This window comes from Staphylococcus sp. GDY8P47P, assembly GCF_016892225.1.
GTDB classification, from domain to species: Bacteria; Bacillota; Bacilli; order Staphylococcales; family Staphylococcaceae; genus Staphylococcus; species Staphylococcus borealis.
This window is the reverse complement of record NZ_JAFENV010000017.1, coordinates 20,733-45,985: the sequence shown is the minus strand read 5'-3', so window position 1 is coordinate 45,985 and position 25,253 is coordinate 20,733. Positions and strand designations below refer to the sequence as shown.

Here is a 25,253-nt window from a genome sequence, read left to right as displayed (position 1 = left end):
GCTAATTTTTAAATGAATAAATATCTGATTATGAATTTCTTTTTCAATAAAAATAATTTATAATAACTTTGAGTATAATTGAGGAGGACTACTATGAAAATCGCAGTAATGGCAGATTCAACAGGGTATCTACCACAAGACTTTATGGACAAGTATGAGATACCTATCGCACCATTAAGTGTCGCATTTGATGATGGAGAAACGTTTACTGAGAATGATAATGTACCGATTGAACATTTTTATAATAAAATGGCCTCATCTAAGACGTTCCCTACAACAAGCCAACCGGCTATTGGAGAATGGATTGAGAACTATGAGAAATTAAGAGATAAAGGTTACACAGATATTATTGTGATTACTTTATCAAGTGGTATAAGTGGTAGTTATCAATCGGCAACGCAAGCTGGAGAAATGGTAGAAGGTGTCAATGTTCATACGTTTGATACTAAATTAGCAGCGATGATTGAAGGAAGTTATACAATATACGCGAAAGAACTTATTGACAAAGGATTTACGCCAGAAGTAATTATCGAAGAATTAGAAGAAATCCGTGAGCAAACAGGTGCTTACTTTATTGTTGATGATCTTAAGAATCTACAAAAAAGTGGACGTATCACTGGTGCGCAAGCGTGGGTTGGAACATTATTGAAAATGAAACCTGTACTATGTTTTGAAAAGGATGGCAAAATTCATCCATTTGAAAAAGTACGTACAAAAAAACGTGCATTTAATACATTAGAAGATAATATCTTTGAAATTATTCAAGACATCGACGACGTGACTGTCTTTGTAATCAATGGTGACAAAATTGATGAAGGCAAAGACTTTTATAACCATTTAAAAGAGACGTATCCAAACATCAATGTGCAATATTCAGAATTTGGACCAGTTATTGCATCTCATCTAGGGTCAGGTGGATTAGGTTTAGGATACTTCCCAAGAAAAATCGAAATTAATTAATAACAATTCAAGTCTAAAAGTGTTGAGTAAATAAGGATTAAGACAATGAGCATTGATGTGCATTGGTGGTAGCAAGATTACGGCATACCGCCAGAAGCTTAAGATAGAATTCCTTTGTTGAAAGGTATTTCAGAAATGGAAATCAGTAAACAAAGCATGTGGGGGGTTCTATTTTAATTAAACGCGTCATGTCTTATATCCGAATTCTAAATGCTTTTAGGCTTTTTTATATGAAATAAGGAGTGATAGTCAATCAAATCATATGGAAAATTAGTAGGCCCTGACGTTACGTTGACTGATGAAACAGTCATCAAAGTCACGCCTGGTATAATCGCTACAAACAATGGGTATTGCTGTCTTCAATGTGGTAATACTAATATCCATGATATGTGCGAATATGAAACATCTTTTTCAGACAAGCGTATTATATACTGTAGGTATTGCATACAGTTAGGCCGTATGGACAATATTACAGAATTTAGAATTACGCAAAGTGAGCATACGATTTCTGATGGATATTATGAGTTACCCTTTCAACTATCAGAACAACAACAATATGCGTCAAATGCGATTGTACAAGCAATTAATCAGCACCAACCTTTATTATTGTATGCTGTTACTGGCGCTGGGAAGACTGAAATGATGTTTGAAGGCATTCGTGTGGCGCGTCAACGTGGTTATAACATTGCTATAGTATCTCCAAGAGTAGATGTTGTAGTGGAAATTAGTTTACGTATTAAAGCGGCATTTATTTCAGAAAAAATTGACGTCTTACATCAAAGTAGTCAACAGCACTATAATGGTCATTTCATTATTGCAACAGTCCATCAATTGTTTAGATTCAAATCCCATTTCGATGTTATCTTTATCGATGAAGTTGACGCATTTCCCTTATCTATGGATCCGCACTTAATGAATGCAATCCAACTGTCATCCAAACAAAAGCATAGCCACATTTTTATGACGGCAACCCCTCCTAAATCCCTAATCAAGCGTTTATCAACTGCGCAAATCATCACTTTACCAGCACGTTTTCATAAACACCTACTACCCGTGCCTAGGTTCTCATATTTCAAATTGAACGTTAAACATATACAGTTTAAATTAAAGAAAATGTTAATCAATCAAATCAATGCAAACCGCTATACATTAGTATTCTTTAATAATATTGAATTAATGACAGAAACATATAAACGCTATCGCTATTATTTTCCGGATTTAATATGTGTTTCAAGTAAAGATGCGTTACGATTTGATAAAGTTCAGGCACTTCGAAATGGTGAACATACCATTGTTTTTACTACAACAATTTTAGAAAGAGGATTCACTATGGCGACATTAGATGTCATTGTTATCAATGCACATACTTTTGAACAGGCTGCCCTCATACAAATTGCTGGACGTGTGGGACGTAAACAGGAAGCGCCCACTGGAAACGTGGTATTTATGCATGAAAGTGTGAGCATCGCTATGATACAAGCAAAAAGAGAAATTAAAAAAATGAATCGACTAGGTATCCAACGTGGGTGGGTGAATGCCTAAGTGTATACAGTGTGGTGTACATCTAGATGAACCACTAAGTGTATTCAACTTCTATCGTGTACCTCAACGCTTATGTCAGGCATGTCTACAAATGTGGGAGAGCGTACGATTAATTAAAGATGAGCAACGTTGTCCTAAGTGTTTAAATGACAATAACAATAAAGAAGGCAAATGTTTGGATTGTCAATTTTTAGCTAAGAATTTTACATTAATGGATCAACTTTATTGCGATTATCAATATACTGGCATAATGAAAGACATCATACACCAATACAAGCTTATGAGAGATTATTATTTAGCTGAGGTTTTAGCGTCACAACTTCAATTACCACAGACAACGTATGATCTAATTGTTCCTATACCATCACCATTAGCACGTGATAAACTAAGGACTTTTAATCCAGTTGCAACAGTGCTAGAAAAGATGGACGTCAACTATGTAGATATATTAGGGACTGAATTGCGTCCTAAACAATCAAAACTAGGTAAGGTAGAACGAGCAAAAGCGATGAATCCTTTCTTTATAAAAGAGGATATAGATTTAACGGGTAAAGAAATTTTACTCGTTGATGATATTTATACAACAGGATTAACAATTCATCACGCAGGGTGTAAATTATATGACAAAAATGTCAGAAAATTCAAAGTGTTTACGTTTTCAAGATAGGTTAAACGTGGTATTATAATAGTAAGAATTACCAACATAAGAGGTTAAAGGAGAGATAGCTATGATTAGATTTGAAATTCATGGAGATAACCTCACTATTACAGATGCCATCCGCAACTATATTGAGGACAAAATTGGTAAACTTGAACGTTATTTTAATGATGTGCCAAATGCAGTCGCACATGTTAAAGTGAAAACGTATCAAAATTCAACAACTAAAATTGAAGTAACAATTCCATTGAAGAATGTTACATTAAGAGCTGAAGAAAGACACGATGATTTATATGCAGGCATTGATTTAGTGACAAGCAAATTAGAGCGTCAAGTTCGTAAATATAAAACACGTGTTAATCGTAAGCATAAAACGCATGGAGAACCAGAAGCGTTTGTAGCAGAAGTTCAAGAGGCACCACCAGAAACGAATGGTGAGGCTAATGCAGAAGCTACAAATGATAGCGATATTGAAATCATCCGTTCTAAACAATTTAGCTTAAAACCAATGGATTCTGAAGAAGCTGTATTACAAATGGAATTATTAGGTCATGATTTCTACATCTTCACTGATCGTGATACAGATGGTACAAGCATTGTTTATAAACGTAAAGATGGTAAATATGGATTAATTGAAACAACTGAATAATTGGTTTTTACTCAGTTGATTAACTTTAAGTTACTATAAATTCAATAACATTATAAAATTTACAATCTAGGTTTGTAGTCATTGGTTGGTTAAAAATGTGACCATAAAATGAGCTATTTAGCTTTAGTCATTGTGATAAGGGTGGGACAGTGAATTCGATAAGGATTCTGTTCCACTCTTTTTGTAACTTATATTATAGTAATTCGTGGACGCTATTATCATGCTGTGCTAATGTAATGAAGTAATTGGATATTTGAAAAATTAGGCTTAGCGATTCAAAATAGAGGGAATAGAAAGTAAGTTATTTAAGTTGTACGCAATTAAGCATTGTGCTTATATGAGTATTTAAGTATAAATTTAAAAGTATAAATGATATGATAAATTGTTGTAAGCCAAACAGTTTTTAAGCTAAAGGAGCGGACGTAATGGGATTTTTATCAAAAATTGTTGACGGCAATAAAAAAGAAACTAAACGTCTAAGTAAAATAGCCGATGAAGTACTTTCACTAGAGGAAGATATGGCTATCTTAACTGATGAAGAAATTAAAAATAAAACAAAACAATTTCAACAAGAACTACAAGAAATTGAAGATGTAAAAAAACAAAATGACTATTTAGATAAAATTTTACCACAAGCCTATGCCTTAGTAAGAGAAGGGGCAAAACGTGTCTTCAATATGACGCCTTATAAAGTACAAGTAATGGGTGGTATCGCAATTCATAAAGGCGATATTGCCGAAATGAGAACAGGTGAAGGTAAAACATTAACGGCTACGATGCCTACCTATTTAAACGCACTTGCAGGTCGAGGTGTACACGTTATCACAGTTAATGAATACTTATCTAGTGTTCAAAGTGAGGAAATGGCAGAGCTATATGAATTTTTAGGTTTAACAGTTGGATTGAACTTAAACAGTAAGTCAACGGTTGAAAAGCGTGAGGCCTACGCACAAGATATTACGTATAGTACGAATAACGAGCTAGGATTTGACTATCTAAGAGATAATATGGTGAATTATGCCGAAGAGCGCGTAATGAGACCTTTACATTTTGCGATTATTGATGAGGTTGACTCGATCTTAATCGATGAAGCTAGAACACCTTTAATTATTTCTGGTGAAGCGGAAAAATCAACATCACTTTACACGCAAGCTAATGTGTTCGCTAAAATGCTTAAAGCAGAAGATGATTATAAATACGATGAAAAAACAAAAGCAGTTCATTTAACTGAACAAGGTGCAGACAAAGCAGAGCGCATGTTCAAAATAGAAAATTTATATGACGTGCAAAATGTGGAAGTTATTAGTCACATTAATACAGCTTTAAAAGCACACGTAACACTACAACGTGATGTAGATTACATGGTTGTCGATGGAGAAGTACTTATTGTTGACCAATTTACAGGACGTACGATGCCTGGTCGTCGATTCTCAGAAGGTCTTCACCAAGCTATTGAGGCCAAAGAAGGCGTTAAAATTCAAAATGAATCTAAAACAATGGCATCTATTACTTTCCAAAACTATTTCCGTATGTACAATAAGTTAGCGGGTATGACTGGTACTGCGAAAACAGAGGAAGAAGAATTCCGTAATATTTACAATATGACGGTTACTCAAATCCCTACGAATAAACCTGTTCAACGTGACGATAAATCAGATTTAATTTACATTAGCCAAAAAGGCAAATTTGATGCAGTTGTTGAAGATGTTGTTGAAAAACATAAACAGGGTCAACCCGTTCTTTTAGGTACTGTTGCAGTTGAAACAAGTGAATATATCTCTAATTTATTAAAAAAACGTGGCATTAGACATGATGTATTAAACGCCAAAAACCATGAACGTGAAGCTGAAATTGTTGCCAATGCAGGACAAAAAGGTGCTGTAACAATAGCGACAAACATGGCTGGTCGTGGTACCGATATTAAATTAGGTGAAGGTGTAGAAGAAATTGGCGGTTTAGCTGTTATTGGTACTGAACGTCATGAATCTAGACGTATTGATGACCAATTACGTGGTCGTTCTGGCCGTCAAGGTGATAGAGGGGATAGTCGTTTCTATCTATCACTTCAAGATGAATTGATGGTTCGTTTTGGTTCTGAAAGACTTCAAAAAATGATGAACCGATTAGGTATGGATGACTCAACACCTATTGAATCTAAAATGGTATCACGTGCTGTTGAATCAGCTCAAAAACGTGTTGAAGGTAATAACTTTGACGCACGTAAACGTATACTTGAATATGACGAAGTGTTACGTAAACAACGTGAAATTATTTATAACGAAAGAAACAATATTATCGATTCTGAAGATAGCTCACAATTAGTTAATGCTATGTTACGTTCAACATTACAGCGTGGTGTGAACTATCACATTAGTGAAGAAGATGACAATCCGGACTATGCACCATTTATTAACTATGTTAATGATGTCTTTTTACAAGAAGGCGATCTTAAAGAAGAAGAAATTAATGGCAAAGATCCTGAAGATATCTTCGAAGTGGTTTGGGCTAAAATCGAAAATGTTTATGAAAGTCAAAAAGCAAAAATCGGTGGTCAGATGGCAGAATTTGAGCGTATGATATTATTACGTTCAATCGATACGCATTGGACGGATCATATTGATACAATGGACCAATTACGTCAAGGTATCCATTTACGTTCATATGCACAACAAAATCCACTTCGTGATTACCAAAATGAAGGTCATGAACTATTTGACATGATGATGCAAAATATTGAAGAAGATACATCTAAATTCATTCTTAAATCAGTAATTCAAGTTGATGAAGATATAGAACGAGAAAAAACAACTGACTTTGGAAAAGCACAACATGTCTCTGCTGAGGATGGCAAAGAAAAAGCTAAGAAACAGCCAATTGTTAAAGGTGATAAAGTTGGCCGTAACGACCCATGTCCATGTGGTAGTGGTAAGAAATATAAAAATTGCCACGGTAAAGAAGAATAGCTTTAATTTTTAATAATAAGTGGGAGTTGTGGAACTGAATCTACGCTCCTACTTTTTACATATCCATTTAAAAAGTGCAAAGGACAAAGAATAGGAGAGATAAAAATGGAATTATCTGAAATTAAGCGAAATATAGATGAATATCGTCAGAACTTAACGCAAATTAGGGGGTCTCTTTGACTTAGAAAATAAAGAGACAAATATACAAGAATATGAAGAAATGATGACTGAACCTGATTTTTGGGATGATCAAAATAAAGCACAAGACATTATTGATAAAAATAATGCATTAAAATCAGTTGTAAATGGTTACCATGAATTAGATGAAGAAGTTGAAGATATGACTGCAACTTGGGAATTGTTGCAAGAAGAGTTAGATGACGATGTAAAAGATGATTTAGAACAGAATGTACACGACTTCAAAGAGAAAGTTGATCAATTTGAACTACAATTATTATTAGATGGGCCACATGATGCTAATAATGCAATTTTAGAATTACACCCAGGTGCTGGGGGTACTGAATCTCAAGACTGGGCTAGTATGTTACTGCGTATGTATCAGCGTTACGGTGAACAACAAGGGTTCAAAGTTGAAACCGTAGATTATTTACCGGGTGATGAAGCTGGTGTGAAAAGCGTAACGCTATTAATTAAAGGTCACAATGCATACGGTTACTTGAAAGCAGAAAAAGGTGTTCATAGATTAGTTAGAATTTCACCTTTTGATTCATCAGGACGCCGTCATACATCTTTTGCATCATGTGATGTCATTCCAGAATTCAATAATGATGAAATCGAAATTGAAATCAATCCTGATGATATTACTGTAGATACATTTAGAGCGTCTGGTGCTGGGGGTCAGCATATCAATAAAACTGAATCTGCCATCCGAATTACCCATCATCCCACAGGCATTGTAGTCAATAACCAAAACGAACGTTCACAAATAAAAAACCGTGAAGCAGCTATGAAAATGTTGAAAGCTAAATTATACCAATTAAAATTGGAAGAACAAGAACGTGAAATGGCTGAAATACGTGGTGAACAAAAAGAGATTGGATGGGGAAGTCAAATTCGTTCGTATGTATTCCATCCGTATTCTATGGTGAAAGACCATCGAACTAATGAAGAAACTGGTAAAGTTGATGCTGTTATGGATGGAGAAATTCAACCATTTATTGAAGCATACTTAAGACAAGCAATGAATCATAGCGATAATTAATAAAATTGAATGATAGATTAGGGAGCGGGACAAAAATATAATTTTTTCAAAATTTATATCGTTGTTCCGCTCTTAGCTTGCTTAACTTGTAGAATTTCTTGATGAAATACTCAGTACTGGGGTCCCGACCCCAACTTGCTTTGCTTGTAGAATTTCTTAGTGAAATTCTCTTTGTTGGGGCCCCGCCCGCAAGGATGACTAGAACTGAGAAAAGCTTGCTTTAAGCGCATTTTCAGTTCAGTAAGCTACTGCGAATCATCATATTATTTATGTCCCAGGCTCAAATTATTTATAAAACATAAATAGTAGCTAAATAAATGTAAAATGTAATATTAATTATTACTAGAGTACGTCTTTTTACATGTTCTTGAAGTCCTTTTTAACCTTTATATTACAAGCCGATAACATTGAACACACACGAAATGCGGTGTGCTAGAGTATAAATTAAGAATAATATAAAACGACAAAGGAATGACAGCATGATAAATAAGACGCTTACAGTAACATTTACTTCAATTGCGGCTTTAGCAGGCTTAAGTGGTTTAGCTAATGCGCAAGAAACGACACATACAACTTCAACACATACAACATCACACCAAGCAAATGCTTATGATGGCCAAGTGGCACAAGAAACAAACTTAGGGTTAACAGATAAAGATATCGTTAAAGTTAAAGCTGGCGATACGTTATATCAAATTGCTTTATCACATCATTTATCGTTAGAACAACTCTATAGCCTTAATCCAGGTGTAACGGCATTAATTTATCCAGGTGATTTAATAGCGGTAAGTGACAAAGGTGCAGCAAAATTAGAAAATAAAGAGATTAATTATGCACAAACGTATACAGAAACAACAGGCTATAATCAAGCAGATGTAGTAGCTCAATCAGTAAGTGCTAGCACAACAAATGTGTCTAGTTACAATGTTGTACCTACAAGTGCACCTGCGCCTACAACGAATGACACATACCAATCATCAGTAAATTCACCAGTATCATATCAACATATTACAACTGCCAATCAAGGTAACCGTTATAGTTACGGAAATTGTACATACTATGCATTTGATCGTCGCCAACAATTAGGGCGCGCAATTGGAAGTTATTGGGGTAACGCAAATAACTGGGCATACTCAGCGAAAAATGCTGGATTAACAGTAGATAATCGTCCTGAAGTAGGTGCAATTTTCCAAACAACTGCAGGTTATTATGGTCATGTAGGTGTTGTGGAACATGTGAATCAAGATGGTTCGGTATATGTTTCAGAAATGAACTGGAACGGACACTATAACCATGTCACTAATAGAACAATTACCAATACTTCAAGTTATAACTTTATTCACTAATAAATATGTTTAGATACTATTTTTAATATATTCAGTCGTCAGAGTTCAATGGCTATGTGATTTAGCATAGTCATTGAACTCTTTATTTTATAAGTAATGTCATTTCCTAGAAAATAATAGAACGATTAAATGAATGAACGAGGTATAGGAAACCAATTTAATCTTTAATTAAAATACTTATCACAATACATTTCTATGTAACTAGTATATATTGGATAATAAAAGAAAATGAAATAATTGTTATGTATTGAAGTACGCTTAGTGTAAGCGACTATTTTAATAATTGATTTGCGCTTTTTTACGCATAATCGTAATTTCAAAATAAAATAATAAGGTGGAATTAATGGTGAGAAAAGTCATTTTAATTACAGGAGCAACGAGTGGTATTGGTTATAAAACGGCTGAATATCTAGCAGCACAGGGTAATATCGTTTATGGCGCTGGTCGTAGAATAGAAAGCCTTGAAAATTTAAAACAAGTAACCCCTTTAAAATTAGATTTAACAAATGAAGCATCGATGAAAACGGCCATCGATACAATCATCGCAAACGAAGGAAGAATTGATGTTCTCGTAAATAATGCCGGTTATGGTTCATATGGTGCAATCGAAGACGTCACAATTGAAGAAGCGAAACAGCAATTTGAAGTAAATCTATTTGGTTTAGCACGTATTACACAGCTTGTTTTACCACATATGAGAGCGCAACAGTCAGGACATATCATTAACATTTCATCGATGGGTGGACGACTTACAACATATTTTGGCGCTTGGTATCATGCTACGAAATATGCATTAGAAGCTTTTAGCGATGCTTTACGAATGGAAGTCGAAGCATTCGGGATAGAAGTATCTATTATTGAACCAGGTGGGATTAAAACAGATTGGGGTATCATCGCCGCTGATAAATTAGCTGATTCTGCAAAAGGCGGTGCCTATGAAGCTACTGCGATGAAAGTGGCTGAAAGTATGAAGAAGCAATATCATTCTAATTTGCTTTCAAATCCAATGGTCGTTACAAAAGCGATTTCAAAAGCCATAGATAGTAATAAACCGAAACCACGTTATCTAATAGGCTTTGCAGCTAAACCCCTTGTGTTTTTACATGCTATATTGCTAACCAAAGTATTCGATAAAATGATGAAAGCCTCAAATTCAATTTAAAACACCACAATATAACCATTTGATAAATTGTATACATAAGGCACCTCGATCGTTCATTTAAGCGTGAACAATACTGAGGCGTCTTATTTTTATACTATTTTAACCTTCTACAATGTATAAAGAATTGACACTTCTCATAGAAATGTTGATTGATATAATAAATGTAAGTATAATCTTTATTTAATAAAGCATGGAGGTAAGGTAATATGGGTGTTCATCAATACTTTAAAAGACTTTCAGATTTAGAAAAATTAATTCGTTTACCAGGTAAATTTAAATACTTTGAACATAACGTTGCTGCGCACTCTTTCAAAGTCACTAAGATTGCCCAATATTTAGCAACTGTAGAAGAATATCATGGGAATACCATTGATTGGAAAAGTTTATATGAAAAAGCATTGAATCATGATTTTGCGGAAGTGTTTACTGGAGATATCAAAACACCAGTTAAGTATGCTAAAACAGAATTGAAAATGTTATTTTCACAAGTTGAACAAGATATGGTGGACACGTTTATTAATGAAGAAATACCTGAACCTTACAAAGATATTTATCGAAAACGACTTCAAGAGGGTAAAGATGATTCACTAGAAGGTCAAATTTTATCTGTGGCCGACAAGATTGATTTACTATATGAAACGTTCGGAGAAATTCAAAAACGTAATCCTGAAGACTTATTCTTTGAAATTTATGAAAATAGTTTAGAAACAATTATGCAATTTGATCATTTAAGTTCTGTTCAAGACTTTATTGAAAATGTAATACCAGAAATGTTGACAGAGAATTTCATTCCTCGTGCAGAATTGCGAGAAACTACAATGGCGATTTTAAATCGAAGAAATGGGTGAGTTGAATGATTTGGTACGCGCTAGCTGCATTTTTTCCATGTGTACTAGTTGTGTTGTTTAGTGTCATAACACGAAGCAAGTGGGTTGGTGTGATTGTTACACTTATTTTGATAGCAGCTTCTATTTATAAAGGTTTCTTTCATAATGAGTGGATTATTTTTATTGATGTCGTTTCTTTATTAGCTGGATACGTCATCATAGATAATCTTGAATTTCATAAGCATCAAGAATAAACATTATGAAACAGAACTTTTGAATGTAAAAGTCAGTTGATTTATAGTGTAAATACACAATATGTACATTGAAGCGTAAAGACAATAAATATATATAAGTGCGTGGCATCAATAGATGAGATATGAATAAATCACATACATGAGTGGAATACAAAATAGCGATACATTTTTTAAAATACAAACGTAAGCGAACAAACGTTTGTATTTTTCTTTGTATATTTGATAAAATAACCTTAAGTGAGCATATTATTTCAATAATAGGTAATTAATAAGTATATCAATTTATAAGTACGACGTGTGCGTGTCACTGTTAATCTCATTACAATATGATTGTAATATACTATGCAATTTATAAAGATCAAAACTTCGGTTTAGTACATAAATATAAGTAAATAAAACCTTTAAAAAAGTAATAGAAATGAATGTTTAATTCAAGGAGGCGCTTGTCAAAATGGTGGAACATTACCCGTTTAAATTGAATTCTGAGTTTGATCCGCAAGGGGACCAGCCACAAGCAATCGAGAAAATAGTGGAAGGTGTTAAAGAAGGTAAGCGTCATCAAACGCTGTTAGGTGCGACTGGTACAGGTAAAACATTCACGATGAGTAATGTAATTAAAGAAGTGGGTAAACCAACGCTCATCATTGCACATAATAAAACGCTAGCAGGACAACTTTATAGTGAGTTTAAAGAGTTCTTCCCGGAGAATAGGGTGGAGTATTTTGTTAGTTATTATGATTATTATCAACCAGAAGCTTATGTACCTTCAACCGATACATTTATTGAGAAAGATGCCTCAATTAATGATGAAATTGACCAACTACGACATTCTGCAACGAGTGCATTATTTGAACGTGATGATGTCATTATCATTGCCAGTGTAAGTTGTATTTATGGTTTAGGTAACCCAGAAGAATATAAAGATTTAGTAGTAAGTGTTCGAGTTGGTATGGAGATGGACCGAAGTGAACTTCTTCGTAAACTTGTGGATGTACAATATTCTAGAAATGATATTGATTTCCAACGTGGTACATTTAGAGTACGTGGTGATGTTGTCGAAATTTTCCCAGCTTCACGCGAAGAGATGTGTATTCGCGTTGAATTCTTTGGCGATGAGATTGATCGCATTCGAGAAGTCAATTATTTAACAGGGGAAGTCATTCGTGAACGCGAGCATTTCGCTATTTTCCCTGCTTCTCACTTCGTAACACGTGAAGAAAAAATGAAAATCGCAATAGAGCGTATCGAGAAAGAATTAGAAGAACGATTAAAAGAATTAAAAGATGAGAACAAGTTATTAGAAGCACAACGTTTAGAGCAACGCACAAATTATGACTTAGAAATGATGAGAGAAATGGGCTTCTGTTCGGGTATAGAGAATTATTCTGTTCACTTAACATTAAGACCTTTAGGTTCAACGCCTTATACATTGCTAGATTACTTTGGTGATAATTGGTTAGTCATGATAGACGAGTCTCACGTGACATTACCTCAAATTAGAGGCATGTTCAATGGTGACCGCGCACGTAAACAAGTGCTCGTTGATCATGGTTTCCGTTTGCCAAGTGCGATGGATAACCGACCATTAAAATTTGAAGAATTTGAACAAAAAACAAATCAATTAGTATATGTCTCAGCGACACCAGGACCATATGAAATTGAACATACTGATGAGATGGTTGAACAAATTATCCGTCCAACGGGTCTTTTAGATCCTAAGATTGATGTGAGACCAACTAAGAATCAAATTGATGATTTACTTAGTGAAATTCAAGAACGCATTGATAGGGACGAACGTGTCCTAGTCACTACATTAACTAAGAAAATGAGTGAGGACTTAACCACTTATATGAAAGAAGCGGGAATTAAAGTGAATTACCTGCACTCAGAAATTAAAACGTTAGAGCGTATTGAAATCATTCGTGACTTAAGAATGGGAACATATGATGTTGTTGTAGGTATTAACTTACTAAGGGAAGGTATCGATATACCTGAAGTTTCATTAGTAGTCATTTTAGATGCGGATAAAGAAGGTTTCCTACGTTCAAACCGTTCATTAATTCAAACCATTGGTCGTGCGGCGCGTAATGAGAAAGGTGAAGTTATCATGTATGCTGATAAAATCACCGACTCAATGCAATATGCACTTGATGAAACACAAAGACGTCGTAATATACAAATGGCACATAATGAAAAATATGGTATCACGCCAAAAACAATTAACAAAAAGATTCATGATGTTATTAGTGCTACCGTAGATAATGATGAAACAAATGACAAACAACAAACTGAACTACCTAAGAAAATGACTAAAAAAGAAAGACAAAAAACGATTGAGAATATAGAAAAAGAAATGAAAAAAGCAGCTAAAGATTTAGACTTCGAAAGAGCAACGGAATTAAGAGATATGTTATTTGAATTAAAAGCAGAAGGGTGACAGTTAAATGAAGGGACCAAGTATTGTAGTAAAAGGCGCACGCGCACATAATTTAAAAAATGTAGATATAGAACTTCCTAAAAATAAACTTATTGTTATGACAGGCTTATCAGGATCAGGTAAATCATCTTTAGCTTTTGACACGATTTATGCTGAAGGTCAAAGACGATACGTCGAATCATTAAGTGCATATGCGCGCCAATTTTTGGGTCAAATGGATAAACCAGATGTGGATACCATCGAAGGATTATCTCCAGCAATTTCAATTGATCAAAAAACAACAAGTAAAAACCCTCGCTCTACTGTAGCGACTGTAACTGAAATTTATGATTATATACGTTTACTTTACGCACGAATAGGCAAGCCATATTGTCCAAATCATAATATTGAAATTGAATCACAAACCGTTCAACAAATGGTTGACCGTATACTTGAGCTTGAGGAACGTACTAAAATTCAAATTTTAGCACCCATTGTATCTCATAGAAAGGGTAGCCATGAGAAACTTATCGCAGATATTGGTAAAAAGGGCTATGTACGTCTGAGAGTCGATGGCGAAATTGTTGATGTTAATGAAGTGCCAGAATTAGATAAAAATAAAAATCATACTATCGAGGTAGTTGTAGATAGATTAGTCGTAAAATCAGGCATTGAAACACGTTTAGCAGATTCAATAGAAACAGGTTTAGAATTAGCGGAAGGTAATATTACTGTCGATGTGATCGATGGCGAAGATCTTAAATTCTCTGAAAATCACGCTTGTCCAATTTGCGGATTCTCTATCGGTGAATTAGAACCTAGAATGTTTAGTTTTAATAGTCCGTTTGGCGCATGTCCAACTTGTGACGGTCTAGGCCAAAAACTGACTGTCGATCTTGATTTAGTGGTACCAGACCCTAACAAAACTTTGAATGAAGGTGCTATTGAACCTTGGGAACCAACAAGTTCTGATTTTTATCCAACATTATTAAAACGCGTATGCGACGTTTATAAAATAAATATGGATAAACCTTATAAAAAATTAACTGACAGACAGAAAAATATATTAATGCATGGTTCAGGAGATAAAGAAATTGATTTTTCTTTCCACAGTCGAAATGGAGGTACACGTCATCGAAGAATGAAGTTCGAAGGTGTTGTTGCCAACATTGACCGTCGCTATCATGAATCACCATCGGAATATACACGTGAAATGATGAGTAAATATATGACAGAATTGCCATGTGAAACATGTCATGGTAAACGCCTAAGCAAAGAAGCACTATCTGTTTACGTTGGTGGATATAACATTGGTGAAGTAGTGGAATATTCTATTAAAAATGCATTAAATTATTACGAAAATATTGAACTATCCGAACAAGATAGTGCAATTGCAAATCAAATATTAAAAGAAATTATTTCAAGATTATCATTTTTAAATAATGTTGGATTAGAGTATTTAACACTTAATCGTGCATCAGGTACACTTTCTGGTGGTGAAGCACAACGAATTCGATTAGCCACACAAATAGGTTCACGCTTAACAGGTGTGCTATATGTGCTTGATGAGCCGTCTATTGGTCTACATCAACGTGATAATGACCGATTAATAAGTACACTGAAAGAAATGCGTGATTTAGGTAACACACTTATAGTTGTTGAACACGATGATGACACGATGCGTGCTGCGGACTACCTTGTAGATGTCGGTCCTGGTGCGGGGAATCACGGTGGAGAAATTGTTTCTAGTGGTACACCAAGCAAAGTGATGAAAGACAAAAAATCTTTAACAGGTCAATATTTAAGCGGTAAGAAACGTATTGATGTCCCTGAACATCGTCGAGAAGTGACAGATCGCAAAATCAGTATTAAAGGTGCAAGAAGTAACAATTTAAAAGGTGTGGACGTTGATATTCCGTTATCTGTAATGACCGTTGTGACTGGTGTATCAGGTTCCGGTAAAAGTTCATTAGTAAACGAAGTATTATATAAATCTTTAGCTCAAAAAATAAATAAATCTAAAGTTAAGCCAGGTGCATATGATAGCATTGAAGGCATTGACCAGTTAGATAAAATAATAGATATTGACCAATCACCAATTGGTAGAACACCACGTTCTAACCCAGCTACTTATACTGGCGTATTTGATGATATTCGCGATGTATTCGCTCAAACTAACGAAGCTAAAATTCGTGGTTATCAAAAAGGACGCTTCAGTTTTAATGTTAAAGGTGGACGTTGTGAAGCTTGTAAAGGCGATGGCATTATCAAAATTGAGATGCACTTTTTACCTGATGTGTATGTCCCTTGTGAAGTGTGTGATGGTAAACGTTACAACCGTGAAACATTAGAAGTAACATATAAAGGTAAAAATATTGCCGAAGTACTTGAAATGACGGTGGAAGAAGCTGCATATTTCTTTGAAAATATCCCGAAAATACACCGTAAATTACAAACACTTGTAGATGTTGGCTTAGGTTATATCACGCTCGGCCAACAAGCTACAACTTTATCAGGTGGGGAAGCACAACGTGTTAAATTAGCATCAGAATTGCACAAACGTTCAACTGGACGTTCTATCTACATTCTAGATGAGCCGACGACGGGTCTACACGTTGATGATATTAGCCGATTGCTAAAAGTATTGAATCGACTAGTTGAAAATGGCGATACAGTTGTCATCATAGAACATAATTTAGATGTCATCAAAACAGCAGATCACATTATCGATTTAGGACCTGAAGGTGGCGATGGTGGGGGTACACTTGTTGCCACAGGTACGCCTGAAGAGATTGCTAATGTATCATCGTCATACACAGGTAAATATTTAAAAACAGTACTCGAACGCGATAAAGTTGAATAACTAAACCTAGCGTCAGGAAACTATAAAGACGAAGAATGATTAGTAATGCACAAGGTGGCTTAGTTATTAAATTTTAACTACAAAATCTACAAGATGAGTAGGCTTGGGAATGGGGCATTAAATCATAAAACTTACAAATTAAGTTTTCCTGACACTCGAGACCCATATAGAGTCCGGGACAAAAATAATATAATGAAGNNACTGAACTGAGAAGGCGCTTAATTCAAGTTTTTCTCAGTTCTAGTCACCCTTGCGGGGGTGGGACGACGAATTTATTAAGAATTCTCTCCCACTCCCTTTTGAGTGTGTTGTAAAATGTGAACGAAACAAATATCTTAGGAATTCTTCTTTTTTATATTAATCTTGTCTTTATTTTTGATATGATAATAGATGAATGAATTCAAGTGAAAATTTTGAGGTGAACTCATGTTAACGACAGAGAAATTAGTCAAATTACTTAAATTAGAATTATTTACAGGTGAAAAAGGATTACATAAACCGATTAAAAATACAGATATATCAAGACCGGGTTTGGAAATGGCTGGCTATTTTTCACATTATGCTGCAGATCGTATCCAACTATTAGGAACAACGGAATTATCGTTTTATAATTTATTACCTGATGAGGAACGTCACGGACGAATGAGAAAATTATGTCGTCCCGAAACACCTGCAATCATAGTGACTAGAGGATTAGAACCGCCACAAGAGTTGATAGAAGCAGCTCAAGAAATGGATACACCACTGATCGTATCTAAAGATGCAACGACAAGTTTGATGAGTCGATTAACAACGTTCTTAGAACACGAATTAGCTAAGACGACATCATTACATGGTGTATTGGTCGATGTTTACGGTGTTGGTGTATTAATCACCGGAGATTCTGGTATAGGTAAAAGTGAGACGGCACTTGAATTAGTGAAACGAGGACACCGACTTGTAGCAGACGATAATGTCGAAATTCGTGAAATAACAAAAGATGAATTAATAGGCACACCACCCAAATTGATTGAACACTTACTCGAAATTAGAGGCCTTGGTATCATCAATGTTATGACATTGTTTGGTGCAGGCTCTATACTTACACAGAAACAAATTCGTTTGAACATCAACCTTGAAAATTGGGATAAAGATAAATTGTATGACCGAGTTGGATTAAATGAAGAAACATTACAAATTCTTGATACAGAAATCACTAAAAAAACGATTCCTGTACGTCCAGGACGAAACGTGGCAGTTATTATAGAAGTTGCAGCAATGAACTATCGCCTGAATATAATGGGCATTAATACTGCAGAAGAGTTTAACCAACGATTAAATGAAGAAATCCTAAAAAAAGGTCATCAAAGCAAGGAGAGCTAGATCATGCTTTTAAATTTGAATTATATTGACCCTACTGCATTTAATTTAGGACCACTCTCAATAAAATGGTACGGTATCATTATTGCTGTAGGTATTCTCATTGGATATTTTATAGCTCAAGAAAGTTTGAAATATGTTGGACTACATAAAGATACGCTTGTTGATGTCATCTTTTATAGTGCCATTTTTGGATTCATCACTGCTCGAATTTATTTTGTGATTTTTCAATGGCCATATTACATGCAAAACCCTATTGAAATTCCAATGATATGGCATGGTGGTATAGCAATACATGGTGGTCTTCTAGGCGGATTTATTACCGGTATAATTGTATGCAAAGTAAAAAATCTTAATCCGTTCCAAATAGGTGACATTGTGGCACCAAGTATTATATTAGCTCAAGGTATTGGGCGTTGGGGAAACTTTATGAATCATGAAGCTCATGGTGGCCCAGTTCAAAGAACATTTCTTGAAAACTTACATATTCCAGAGTTCATTATCCGTAATATGTATATAGAAGGTGTGTACTACCATCCCACATTTTTATACGAATCAATATGGGATGTATTAGGCTTTATCATCTTAATTACATTTAGAAAGCATTTACGTGTGGGTGAAACATTCACATTATATTTAATTTGGTATTCCATTGGACGTTTCTTCGTAGAGGGTCTAAGAACTGATAGTTTGATGTTAACAAGTAACATTAGAGTAGCCCAACTTGTTTCAGTCATTTTGATTGTGATTGGATTAGCGCTAATGATTTATCGTCGTATTAAACATCAACCACCATTATATAAAGAGGCAGGCCCATTATCATGGCCTAGTCCTAAGGGTAAAGTAAAATAATGAGACGATTAACGAAAGATGGTCATCATAAGATTAATCCATTATGGCGAATTTATCGTTTTGTACGTTTCCCGAGAGTTCTTAGGAATACTATGATTATTGAAATTTGTCGCTTTATACCGAATTTAAGTTGGAAAAGATGGCTATACATCCATTTATTGAACATGTCCATTGGCCATAATACAGCTATAGCCTATAAGGTCATGCCAGACTTGTTTTATCCCCAACTCATAACCATTGGCAATAATACAGTAATTGGTTATAATACAACAATATTAACGCATGAGGTATTAGTAGATGAATATCGCTATGGTCCAGTTAGAATAGGTGATCAAACTTTAATTGGTGCGAATTCGACAATATTACCAGGTGTAAATATAGGTAATCATGTGGTTGTGAAAGCCGGCACAATTGTGTCGAAAGATATACCAGATGATGCCGTTGCATATGGCAATCCTATGCACATTCATTATAAATAAAGAGAGGTGACAAAGAATGGCGCAAAACAATGATAAAATTATTTCAATGAAATTTGATGAACCATTTTATCGTAAAATGGCGAATCAAAAATATAAAACACAAGATTTCAATAAAGCAGCAGAATACTATAAAAAAGTGCTTGATTTGTCACCGCAAGATTTTGATATAAAGTTAAAGTATGCCCATTGCTTAAATAAACTTCATTTAGGTAGACGAGCAGAGCATTTGTTTTATGACAGTATTATTGAAGGGCAAAATGTAGCAGATAGCTATTATGAGCTTAGTCAATTAAACATCGACCTTAATGAGCCAAACAAGGCCTTCTTGTTTGGTATTAATTATGTGATTTTAACAGATGATAAAGATTTCAGAGAAGAATTAGAAAAGACCTTCGAAGTGTCATATATGAGTGAAGAAAAAATTCAACTCGAAGCACAGCTTTTTGCTACACAACTATTATTCCAATATTTATTTTCTCAAGGACGATTGCAAGATGCACGTACGTATATATTGAATCAAGATGATGTTATTCAAGAGCATAGAGTGATTCGCAACTTACTAGCCATGTGCTATTTATATTTAAGTGAATATGATATTGCTAAAGACATGTTTGAAGCATTGCTATCTGAAGATAATTCAGATGTACACGCGTTATGTCACTATACATTGCTACTTTACAATACCAATGAAAAAGACAAATATCATAAATATCTTAAAATATTAAGTAAAGTTATGCCTATGAACGATGATGAAAGTTTTAAATTAGGTATCGTACTAAGTTATTTAAAACAATATGAAGCGTCTCAACAAATATTATTACCTCTATATAAGAAGGGGAAATTCGCTTCAATTCAAATGTTTAACGCATTGAGTTTTAATTATTATTACCTTGGAAATAAAGAACAGAGTCAATTCTTTTGGGATAAATTACTTCAAATATCTAAAGTAGATGTTGGTTATGCACCTTGGGTACTAGAAGAGAGTAAACAAGCTTTTGATCAAAAGATACTACCATTGTTATTAGATGATGATAGTCATTATAGACTTTATGGTGTCTTTTTATTAAATCAATTAAATGGTAAAGAAATATTAATGACGCAAGAGATTTGGTCTATTTTAGAAAAAATGAATGACTATGAGAAACTTTACCTTACGTATTTAGTTCAAGGTTTACATTTAAACAAATTAGATTTCATTCATAAAGGTTTAGTGCGTTTGTATGAAATGGATGAAATACACAAGGATACGGAATTATTTATAAGTTGGATTGATAAAGGCGAAGGATTAATTGCGAATGAAGTTGATTTAAGCGAAGTTGATAGATATGTAGCTGCACATGCATATTTATATCATCGTTATTATCATAGTCATGTAACTAAAAAGAAAATCATGACATTGTTTAATGTATCGCGTTACAAGTTAGATAGTGCGATTAATCAATTATTGAGCATATAAATTTAAAGATTTCAAATAATAATATATAATGCGCATGATATTAAAAACGTAGGAGGCATAGAAATGACAGAAGTAAATTATGATGTTGCAATTATCGGCGCAGGACCTGCTGGTATGACTGCAGCAGTTTATGCATCACGTGCAAATTTAAGCACAGTAATGATTGAACGAGGCATGCCTGGTGGCCAAATGGCTAACACAGAAGAAGTAGAGAACTTCCCAGGATTTGAAATGATTACAGGTCCGGATTTATCTACCAAAATGTTTGAACACGCTAAAAAATTTGGTGCCGAATATCAATATGGAGATATCAAATCTATTGAAGATAAAGGTGACTATAAAGAAATTAACCTAGGTAATAAAGAAATAACAGCACGTGCTGTGATTATTTCAACAGGTGCCGAATACAAAAAAATTGGTGTCCCTGGAGAACAAGAACTAGGTGGACGTGGTGTAAGTTATTGTGCAGTGTGTGATGGCGCCTTCTTTAAAAATAAAAACTTATTTGTAATAGGTGGCGGTGATTCTGCAGTTGAAGAAGGAGCATTCCTAACTAAATTCGCGGACAAAGTTACCATTGTACACAGAAGAGATGAATTAAGAGCGCAGAAAATCTTACAAGATCGTGCGTTCAAAAACGACAAAATTGATTTTATTTGGAGCCACACATTAAAATCTATTAACGAAAAAGATGGTAAAGTAGGCTCTGTAACACTTGTTTCAACTAAAGATGCCTCAGAACAAACGTTAGATGCAGATGGTGTATTCATTTATATTGGTATGAAACCATTAACAGCACCATTTGTTAATTTAGGAATTACAAACGACATGGGCTATATTGTAACGGAAGACAATATGAGTACAACAGTACCAGGTATTTTTGCTGCTGGAGATGTAAGAGATAAAGGCTTACGACAAATTGTAACAGCAACTGGTGATGGTAGTATAGCAGCTCAGAGCGCTATTGATTACATTGAAGAATTAAAAGATAAAGAAGAAGCATAATTAAGTAAGGCTAGAACGTGTCATCACATTTGATTGTGATTTAAACATGGGTTCTAGCCTTTTTTAATGGGTGCGCAAACTACTAACTACTTATATCGCATTAATCGTTACGATAAGTCGTTCATATGATATTATGAAGGTAAATTAACTATAGTCGTGAACGTATATTTACGTTAAAAAGATAAACTAGGCGGTGTCAAAATGACGAACCATAATGAAAATGAAATGAGTAAAAGTGAACTATTAGTAGTAACAGGTCTATCAGGTGCTGGTAAATCCGTAGTTATCCAATGTTTAGAAGATATTGGTTACTTCTGTGTTGATAACTTACCTCCGATATTACTTCCCAAATTTGTTGAATTAATGGAACAAGGAAATCCTTCTTTGCAAAAAGTAGCAATCGCGATTGATTTAAGAGGGAAAGAATTATTCAAGTCGTTAGTGGAAGAAATTGATGCAATTAAAAGTAGAAATGATGTTATTGTAGATGTCATGTTTTTAGAAGCGGAAACGGAAAAGTTAATCTCGAGATATAAAGAATCTAGACGTGCACATCCTTTGAATGAAAATGGTCAAATGTCATTAATAGATTCAATTTTAGAAGAAAAGCAATTGCTTAGTAATATTCGCTCAATTGCTAATTACATCGTAGATACAACACAAATGAAGACGAAAGAGCTTAAAACAAAGGTTAAAGAAAAATTCCAAGATGACAATTTTAAATCATTTAGTATTAATGTTTCAAGTTTCGGATTTAAACATGGCATACAAAAAGATGCAGATTTAGTGTTCGATGTTCGTTTCCTTCCAAATCCTTATTATGTTGAAGACTTAAGACCGATGACGGGAGAAGACGAACCCGTTTATCATTATGTTATGAAATGGAAAGAAACTGAAATATTTTTCGAAAAATTAATGGATTTATTGAAATTTATGATACCTGGTTACAAAAAAGAGGGTAAATCTCAATTAGTGATTGCAATAGGTTGTACAGGAGGTCAACACCGATCTGTTGCGTTAGCTAAACGTATTAGTGAAGAATTAACAGACATATTTGATTATAATGTTTATGTTCATCATAGAGATGCACATATCGAAAGTGGCGTGAAAAAATGAAACAATTAAAGATTGTACTTATAGGCGGTGGAACAGGTCTATCAGTATTAGCAAGGGGATTAAGAGAGTACCCCATCGATATTACAGCCATCGTTACTGTAGCGGATGACGGTGGTAGTACTGGTAAAATCCGTAGTGAAATGGATATACCGGCACCAGGCGATATTAGAAATGTTATTGCAGCATTAAGTGATGCAGAACCAGTCATAGAAGAGTTATTTCAATATCGTTTCAAAGAAAATCAAATTGAAGGACATTCACTTGGCAATTTATTATTAGCTGCTTTAACCAATATTAAGAATGACTTTGGTCATGCGGTAAAAGAATTAAGTAAAATATTAAATATTAAAGGCAAAGTGATTCCATCTACGAACACGAATGTGATGTTAAATGCAGTGTTAGAAGATGGAGAAATTGTACGCGGTGAATCTCAAATACCAAAGAAAAACAAACGTATTGAGCGTGTCTTTTTAGAGCCTGAAAATGTTGAGCCTATGGAAGAAGCGATTGACGCACTAGAAGATGCAGATTTAATCGTACTCGGACCTGGTTCGTTATATACTAGTGTGATTTCAAACTTATGTGTTAAAGGTATGTCGGATGCTATCTTACGCTCAAATGCGCCTAAATTATATATATCTAATGTTATGACTCAACCTGGAGAAACATCGGATTACGATGTTATGGATCATATTCAAGCGATACATAATCATGCTGGCAGTGACTTTATCGATTATGTCATTTGTAGTAATGATAAATACGATGATAATGTTTTAAAACGTTATAAAGAGCGTAATGCCAAACCAGTTGTTATGGATGAACATAAAATAACGGATCATAATATTAAGATCATTACGTCATCGAATTTAGTTGAAATCTTAGATGACCATTTAGTGCGTCATAATACGAAAGTGTTAGCGAAATTAATCTATGATTTAGCCCTTGAATTGACAAGTACGATTCAATTTAGACCGGAAAAATAACACTTCTAATCGGCAGTATAACTATGGTATGATAAAGAGCATATGTGTAATCATGTATGCGTAGAATAACGTGTAACAATATAGGATGTTAATTACATGTATATATAAATTTGATTAGAGGGGGAAATGTGATGAGTTTTGCGTCAGATATGAAAAATGAATTAACACGCATTGAAGTTGATGAAAGCAATGCTAAAGCAGAGCTTAGCGCATTAATTCGTATGAACGGTGCACTTAGCCTATCTAATCAACAATTCGTAATTAATGTTCAAACAGAAAATGCTACGACTGCTAGAAGAATTTATTCATTAATTAAACGCATTTTTAATGTAGAAGTTGAAATTCTTGTGCGTAAAAAAATGAAATTAAAGAAAAATAATATTTATATTTGTCGTACAAAAGTACGTGCGAAAGAAATTCTGGACGAACTAGGTATTTTAAAAAATGGTATTTTCGTTCATGATATTGATGCTAGCATGATTAAAGATGATGAAATGCGTAGAAGTTACTTGAGAGGCGCATTTTTAGCTGGAGGATCTGTAAATAATCCTGAAACATCATCCTATCATTTAGAAATATTCTCCCAATATGAGAATCATTCTGAAGGTTTAACTAAGTTAATGAATAGCTATGGCTTAAATGCTAAACACTTAGAACGCAAAAAGGGTAGCATCGCTTATTTAAAAGAAGCCGAAAAAATATCTGATTTTCTTAGTTTAATAGGTGGATATCAAGCATTATTGAAGTTTGAAGATGTGCGAATTGTTAGGGATATGAGAAATTCAGTGAATCGTTTAGTGAATTGTGAAACTGCAAATCTTAATAAGACGGTAAGTGCCGCTATGAAACAAGTAGAAAGCATTCAATTAATTGATCAAGAAATTGGACTAGATAATTTACCAGATCGCTTAAGAGAAATTGCAAAACTTCGAGTCGAGCATCAAGAAATCTCCTTAAAAGAACTAGGAGAAATGGTTTCAACTGGTGCTATATCGAAATCTGGAGTAAATCACCGCTTAAGAAAGCTAAATGAACTTGCAGATAAAATTCGAAGTGGCGAAAAAATTGAATTATAAGTACGAACTCGTCACATAGTGGCGAGTTTTTTTGTAAGGGATTAGGTTCTTAACATGTTGATGGC

Annotated in this window: 20 protein-coding genes; all 20 read left to right on the top strand. The window is 34.3% G+C overall.

Annotated elements, in window-relative coordinates; all coding sequences use genetic code 11:
- Positions 1–93: 93 nt before the first annotated feature.
- Entirely contained in the window at positions 94–960 is an 867-nt protein-coding gene (fakB1, locus tag JVV30_RS07190; RefSeq protein WP_070854848.1) for a fatty acid kinase binding subunit FakB1, read from the top strand.
- Positions 961–1,419: 459 nt separating this feature from the next.
- Positions 1,420–2,502: a DEAD/DEAH box helicase family protein gene (locus JVV30_RS07185; protein WP_343283855.1), complete on the top strand. Its 1,083-nt coding sequence runs from the start codon at positions 1,420–1,422 to the stop codon at positions 2,500–2,502.
- On the top strand, positions 2,495–3,169 hold the full coding sequence (locus JVV30_RS07180) for a ComF family protein (RefSeq protein WP_053029926.1): 675 nt from the start codon (positions 2,495–2,497) through the stop codon (positions 3,167–3,169). Before JVV30_RS07185 ends, JVV30_RS07180 begins: the two co-directional genes overlap by 8 nt.
- A 61-nt stretch (positions 3,170–3,230) precedes the next feature.
- Positions 3,231–3,809 (top strand): ribosome hibernation-promoting factor, HPF/YfiA family, encoded by a 579-nt coding sequence (gene hpf / locus JVV30_RS07175; protein WP_070854846.1) that lies wholly within the window; start codon positions 3,231–3,233, stop codon positions 3,807–3,809.
- 425 nt (positions 3,810–4,234) lie between these two features.
- Entirely contained in the window at positions 4,235–6,772 is a 2,538-nt protein-coding gene (gene secA / locus JVV30_RS07170; protein ID WP_053029924.1) for a preprotein translocase subunit SecA, read from the top strand.
- Between the two features lie 105 nt (positions 6,773–6,877).
- A protein-coding gene (gene prfB, locus JVV30_RS07165; RefSeq protein ID WP_176747945.1) for a peptide chain release factor 2 occupies positions 6,878–7,994 on the top strand; the annotation gives its coding sequence in 2 pieces (ribosomal slippage) (positions 6,878–6,949 and positions 6,951–7,994; 1,116 coding nt in all).
- A 482-nt stretch (positions 7,995–8,476) separates the two neighbouring features.
- Positions 8,477–9,340 (top strand): CHAP domain-containing protein, encoded by an 864-nt coding sequence (locus JVV30_RS07160; RefSeq protein WP_204193953.1) that lies wholly within the window; start codon positions 8,477–8,479, stop codon positions 9,338–9,340.
- Positions 9,341–9,683: 343 nt separating this feature from the next.
- The gene (locus JVV30_RS07155) at positions 9,684–10,502 is read left to right on the top strand and encodes an oxidoreductase (RefSeq protein WP_070854844.1); all 819 of its coding nucleotides are present in this window, start codon (positions 9,684–9,686) and stop codon (positions 10,500–10,502) included.
- Positions 10,503–10,708: 206 nt separating this feature from the next.
- On the top strand, positions 10,709–11,350 hold the full coding sequence (locus JVV30_RS07150) for a YfbR-like 5'-deoxynucleotidase (protein WP_053029922.1): 642 nt from the start codon (positions 10,709–10,711) through the stop codon (positions 11,348–11,350).
- 5 nt (positions 11,351–11,355) lie between these two features.
- A complete protein-coding gene (locus JVV30_RS07145) occupies positions 11,356–11,583 on the top strand; it encodes a CsbA family protein (protein ID WP_053029921.1) in 228 nt (75 codons plus the stop codon).
- A gap of 451 nt (positions 11,584–12,034) precedes the next feature.
- Positions 12,035–14,020, top strand: coding sequence for an excinuclease ABC subunit UvrB (gene uvrB, locus JVV30_RS07140; RefSeq protein WP_070854842.1), 1,986 nt, complete (start codon positions 12,035–12,037; stop codon positions 14,018–14,020).
- 7 nt (positions 14,021–14,027) lie between these two features.
- Positions 14,028–16,862 (top strand): excinuclease ABC subunit UvrA, encoded by a 2,835-nt coding sequence (gene uvrA, locus JVV30_RS07135; protein WP_204193905.1) that lies wholly within the window; start codon positions 14,028–14,030, stop codon positions 16,860–16,862.
- Between the two features lie 426 nt (positions 16,863–17,288).
- Positions 17,289–18,224 carry an HPr(Ser) kinase/phosphatase gene (gene hprK / locus JVV30_RS07130; RefSeq protein ID WP_053029918.1) on the top strand — a complete coding sequence of 312 codons (936 nt, stop codon included), beginning with the start codon at positions 17,289–17,291 and terminating at the stop codon, positions 18,222–18,224.
- Positions 18,225–18,227: 3 nt separating this feature from the next.
- Entirely contained in the window at positions 18,228–19,073 is an 846-nt protein-coding gene (lgt, locus tag JVV30_RS07125; RefSeq protein WP_053029917.1) for a prolipoprotein diacylglyceryl transferase, read from the top strand.
- Positions 19,073–19,552 (top strand): acyltransferase, encoded by a 480-nt coding sequence (locus JVV30_RS07120; protein WP_070854840.1) that lies wholly within the window; start codon positions 19,073–19,075, stop codon positions 19,550–19,552. The genes lgt and JVV30_RS07120 overlap by 1 nt, the downstream gene beginning before the upstream one ends.
- A 16-nt stretch (positions 19,553–19,568) precedes the next feature.
- Complete coding sequence (locus tag JVV30_RS07115) at positions 19,569–21,008, top strand: tetratricopeptide repeat protein (RefSeq protein ID WP_070854839.1); 1,440 nt, start codon at positions 19,569–19,571, stop codon at positions 21,006–21,008.
- 63 nt (positions 21,009–21,071) lie between these two features.
- Positions 21,072–22,013 carry a thioredoxin-disulfide reductase gene (gene trxB, locus JVV30_RS07110; protein WP_053029914.1) on the top strand — a complete coding sequence of 314 codons (942 nt, stop codon included), beginning with the start codon at positions 21,072–21,074 and terminating at the stop codon, positions 22,011–22,013.
- Positions 22,014–22,214: 201 nt separating this feature from the next.
- Positions 22,215–23,129, top strand: a complete 915-nt coding sequence (rapZ, locus tag JVV30_RS07105; RefSeq protein ID WP_070854838.1) for an RNase adapter RapZ — start codon at positions 22,215–22,217, stop codon at positions 23,127–23,129.
- Complete coding sequence (locus JVV30_RS07100; RefSeq protein WP_053029912.1) at positions 23,126–24,112, top strand: gluconeogenesis factor YvcK family protein; 987 nt, start codon at positions 23,126–23,128, stop codon at positions 24,110–24,112. Before rapZ ends, JVV30_RS07100 begins: the two co-directional genes overlap by 4 nt.
- Positions 24,113–24,243: 131 nt before the next feature.
- Positions 24,244–25,188, top strand: a complete 945-nt coding sequence (gene whiA, locus JVV30_RS07095; protein WP_053029911.1) for a DNA-binding protein WhiA — start codon at positions 24,244–24,246, stop codon at positions 25,186–25,188.
- Positions 25,189–25,253: the final 65 nt, after the last annotated feature.

Bases quoted from the DNA above. Each gene is read 5' to 3' on its own strand.
- fakB1 (WP_070854848.1), top strand. From the start codon at position 94: ATGAAAATCGCAGTAATGGCAGATTCAACAGGGTATCTACCACAAGAC.
- rapZ (WP_070854838.1), top strand. From the start codon at position 22,215: ATGACGAACCATAATGAAAATGAAATGAGTAAAAGTGAACTATTAGTA.
- JVV30_RS07100 (WP_053029912.1), top strand. From the start codon at position 23,126: ATGAAACAATTAAAGATTGTACTTATAGGCGGTGGAACAGGTCTATCA.
- hpf (WP_070854846.1), top strand. From the start codon at position 3,231: ATGATTAGATTTGAAATTCATGGAGATAACCTCACTATTACAGATGCC.
- secA (WP_053029924.1), top strand. From the start codon at position 4,235: ATGGGATTTTTATCAAAAATTGTTGACGGCAATAAAAAAGAAACTAAA.
- JVV30_RS07150 (WP_053029922.1), top strand. From the start codon at position 10,709: ATGGGTGTTCATCAATACTTTAAAAGACTTTCAGATTTAGAAAAATTA.
- JVV30_RS07185 (WP_343283855.1), top strand. From the start codon at position 1,420: ATGGACAATATTACAGAATTTAGAATTACGCAAAGTGAGCATACGATT.
- uvrA (WP_204193905.1), top strand. From the start codon at position 14,028: ATGAAGGGACCAAGTATTGTAGTAAAAGGCGCACGCGCACATAATTTA.
- uvrB (WP_070854842.1), top strand. From the start codon at position 12,035: ATGGTGGAACATTACCCGTTTAAATTGAATTCTGAGTTTGATCCGCAA.
- JVV30_RS07120 (WP_070854840.1), top strand. From the start codon at position 19,073: ATGAGACGATTAACGAAAGATGGTCATCATAAGATTAATCCATTATGG.
- JVV30_RS07145 (WP_053029921.1), top strand. From the start codon at position 11,356: ATGATTTGGTACGCGCTAGCTGCATTTTTTCCATGTGTACTAGTTGTG.
- lgt (WP_053029917.1), top strand. From the start codon at position 18,228: ATGCTTTTAAATTTGAATTATATTGACCCTACTGCATTTAATTTAGGA.
- JVV30_RS07155 (WP_070854844.1), top strand. From the start codon at position 9,684: ATGGTGAGAAAAGTCATTTTAATTACAGGAGCAACGAGTGGTATTGGT.
- JVV30_RS07115 (WP_070854839.1), top strand. From the start codon at position 19,569: ATGGCGCAAAACAATGATAAAATTATTTCAATGAAATTTGATGAACCA.
- JVV30_RS07180 (WP_053029926.1), top strand. From the start codon at position 2,495: ATGCCTAAGTGTATACAGTGTGGTGTACATCTAGATGAACCACTAAGT.
- hprK (WP_053029918.1), top strand. From the start codon at position 17,289: ATGTTAACGACAGAGAAATTAGTCAAATTACTTAAATTAGAATTATTT.
- trxB (WP_053029914.1), top strand. From the start codon at position 21,072: ATGACAGAAGTAAATTATGATGTTGCAATTATCGGCGCAGGACCTGCT.
- whiA (WP_053029911.1), top strand. From the start codon at position 24,244: ATGAGTTTTGCGTCAGATATGAAAAATGAATTAACACGCATTGAAGTT.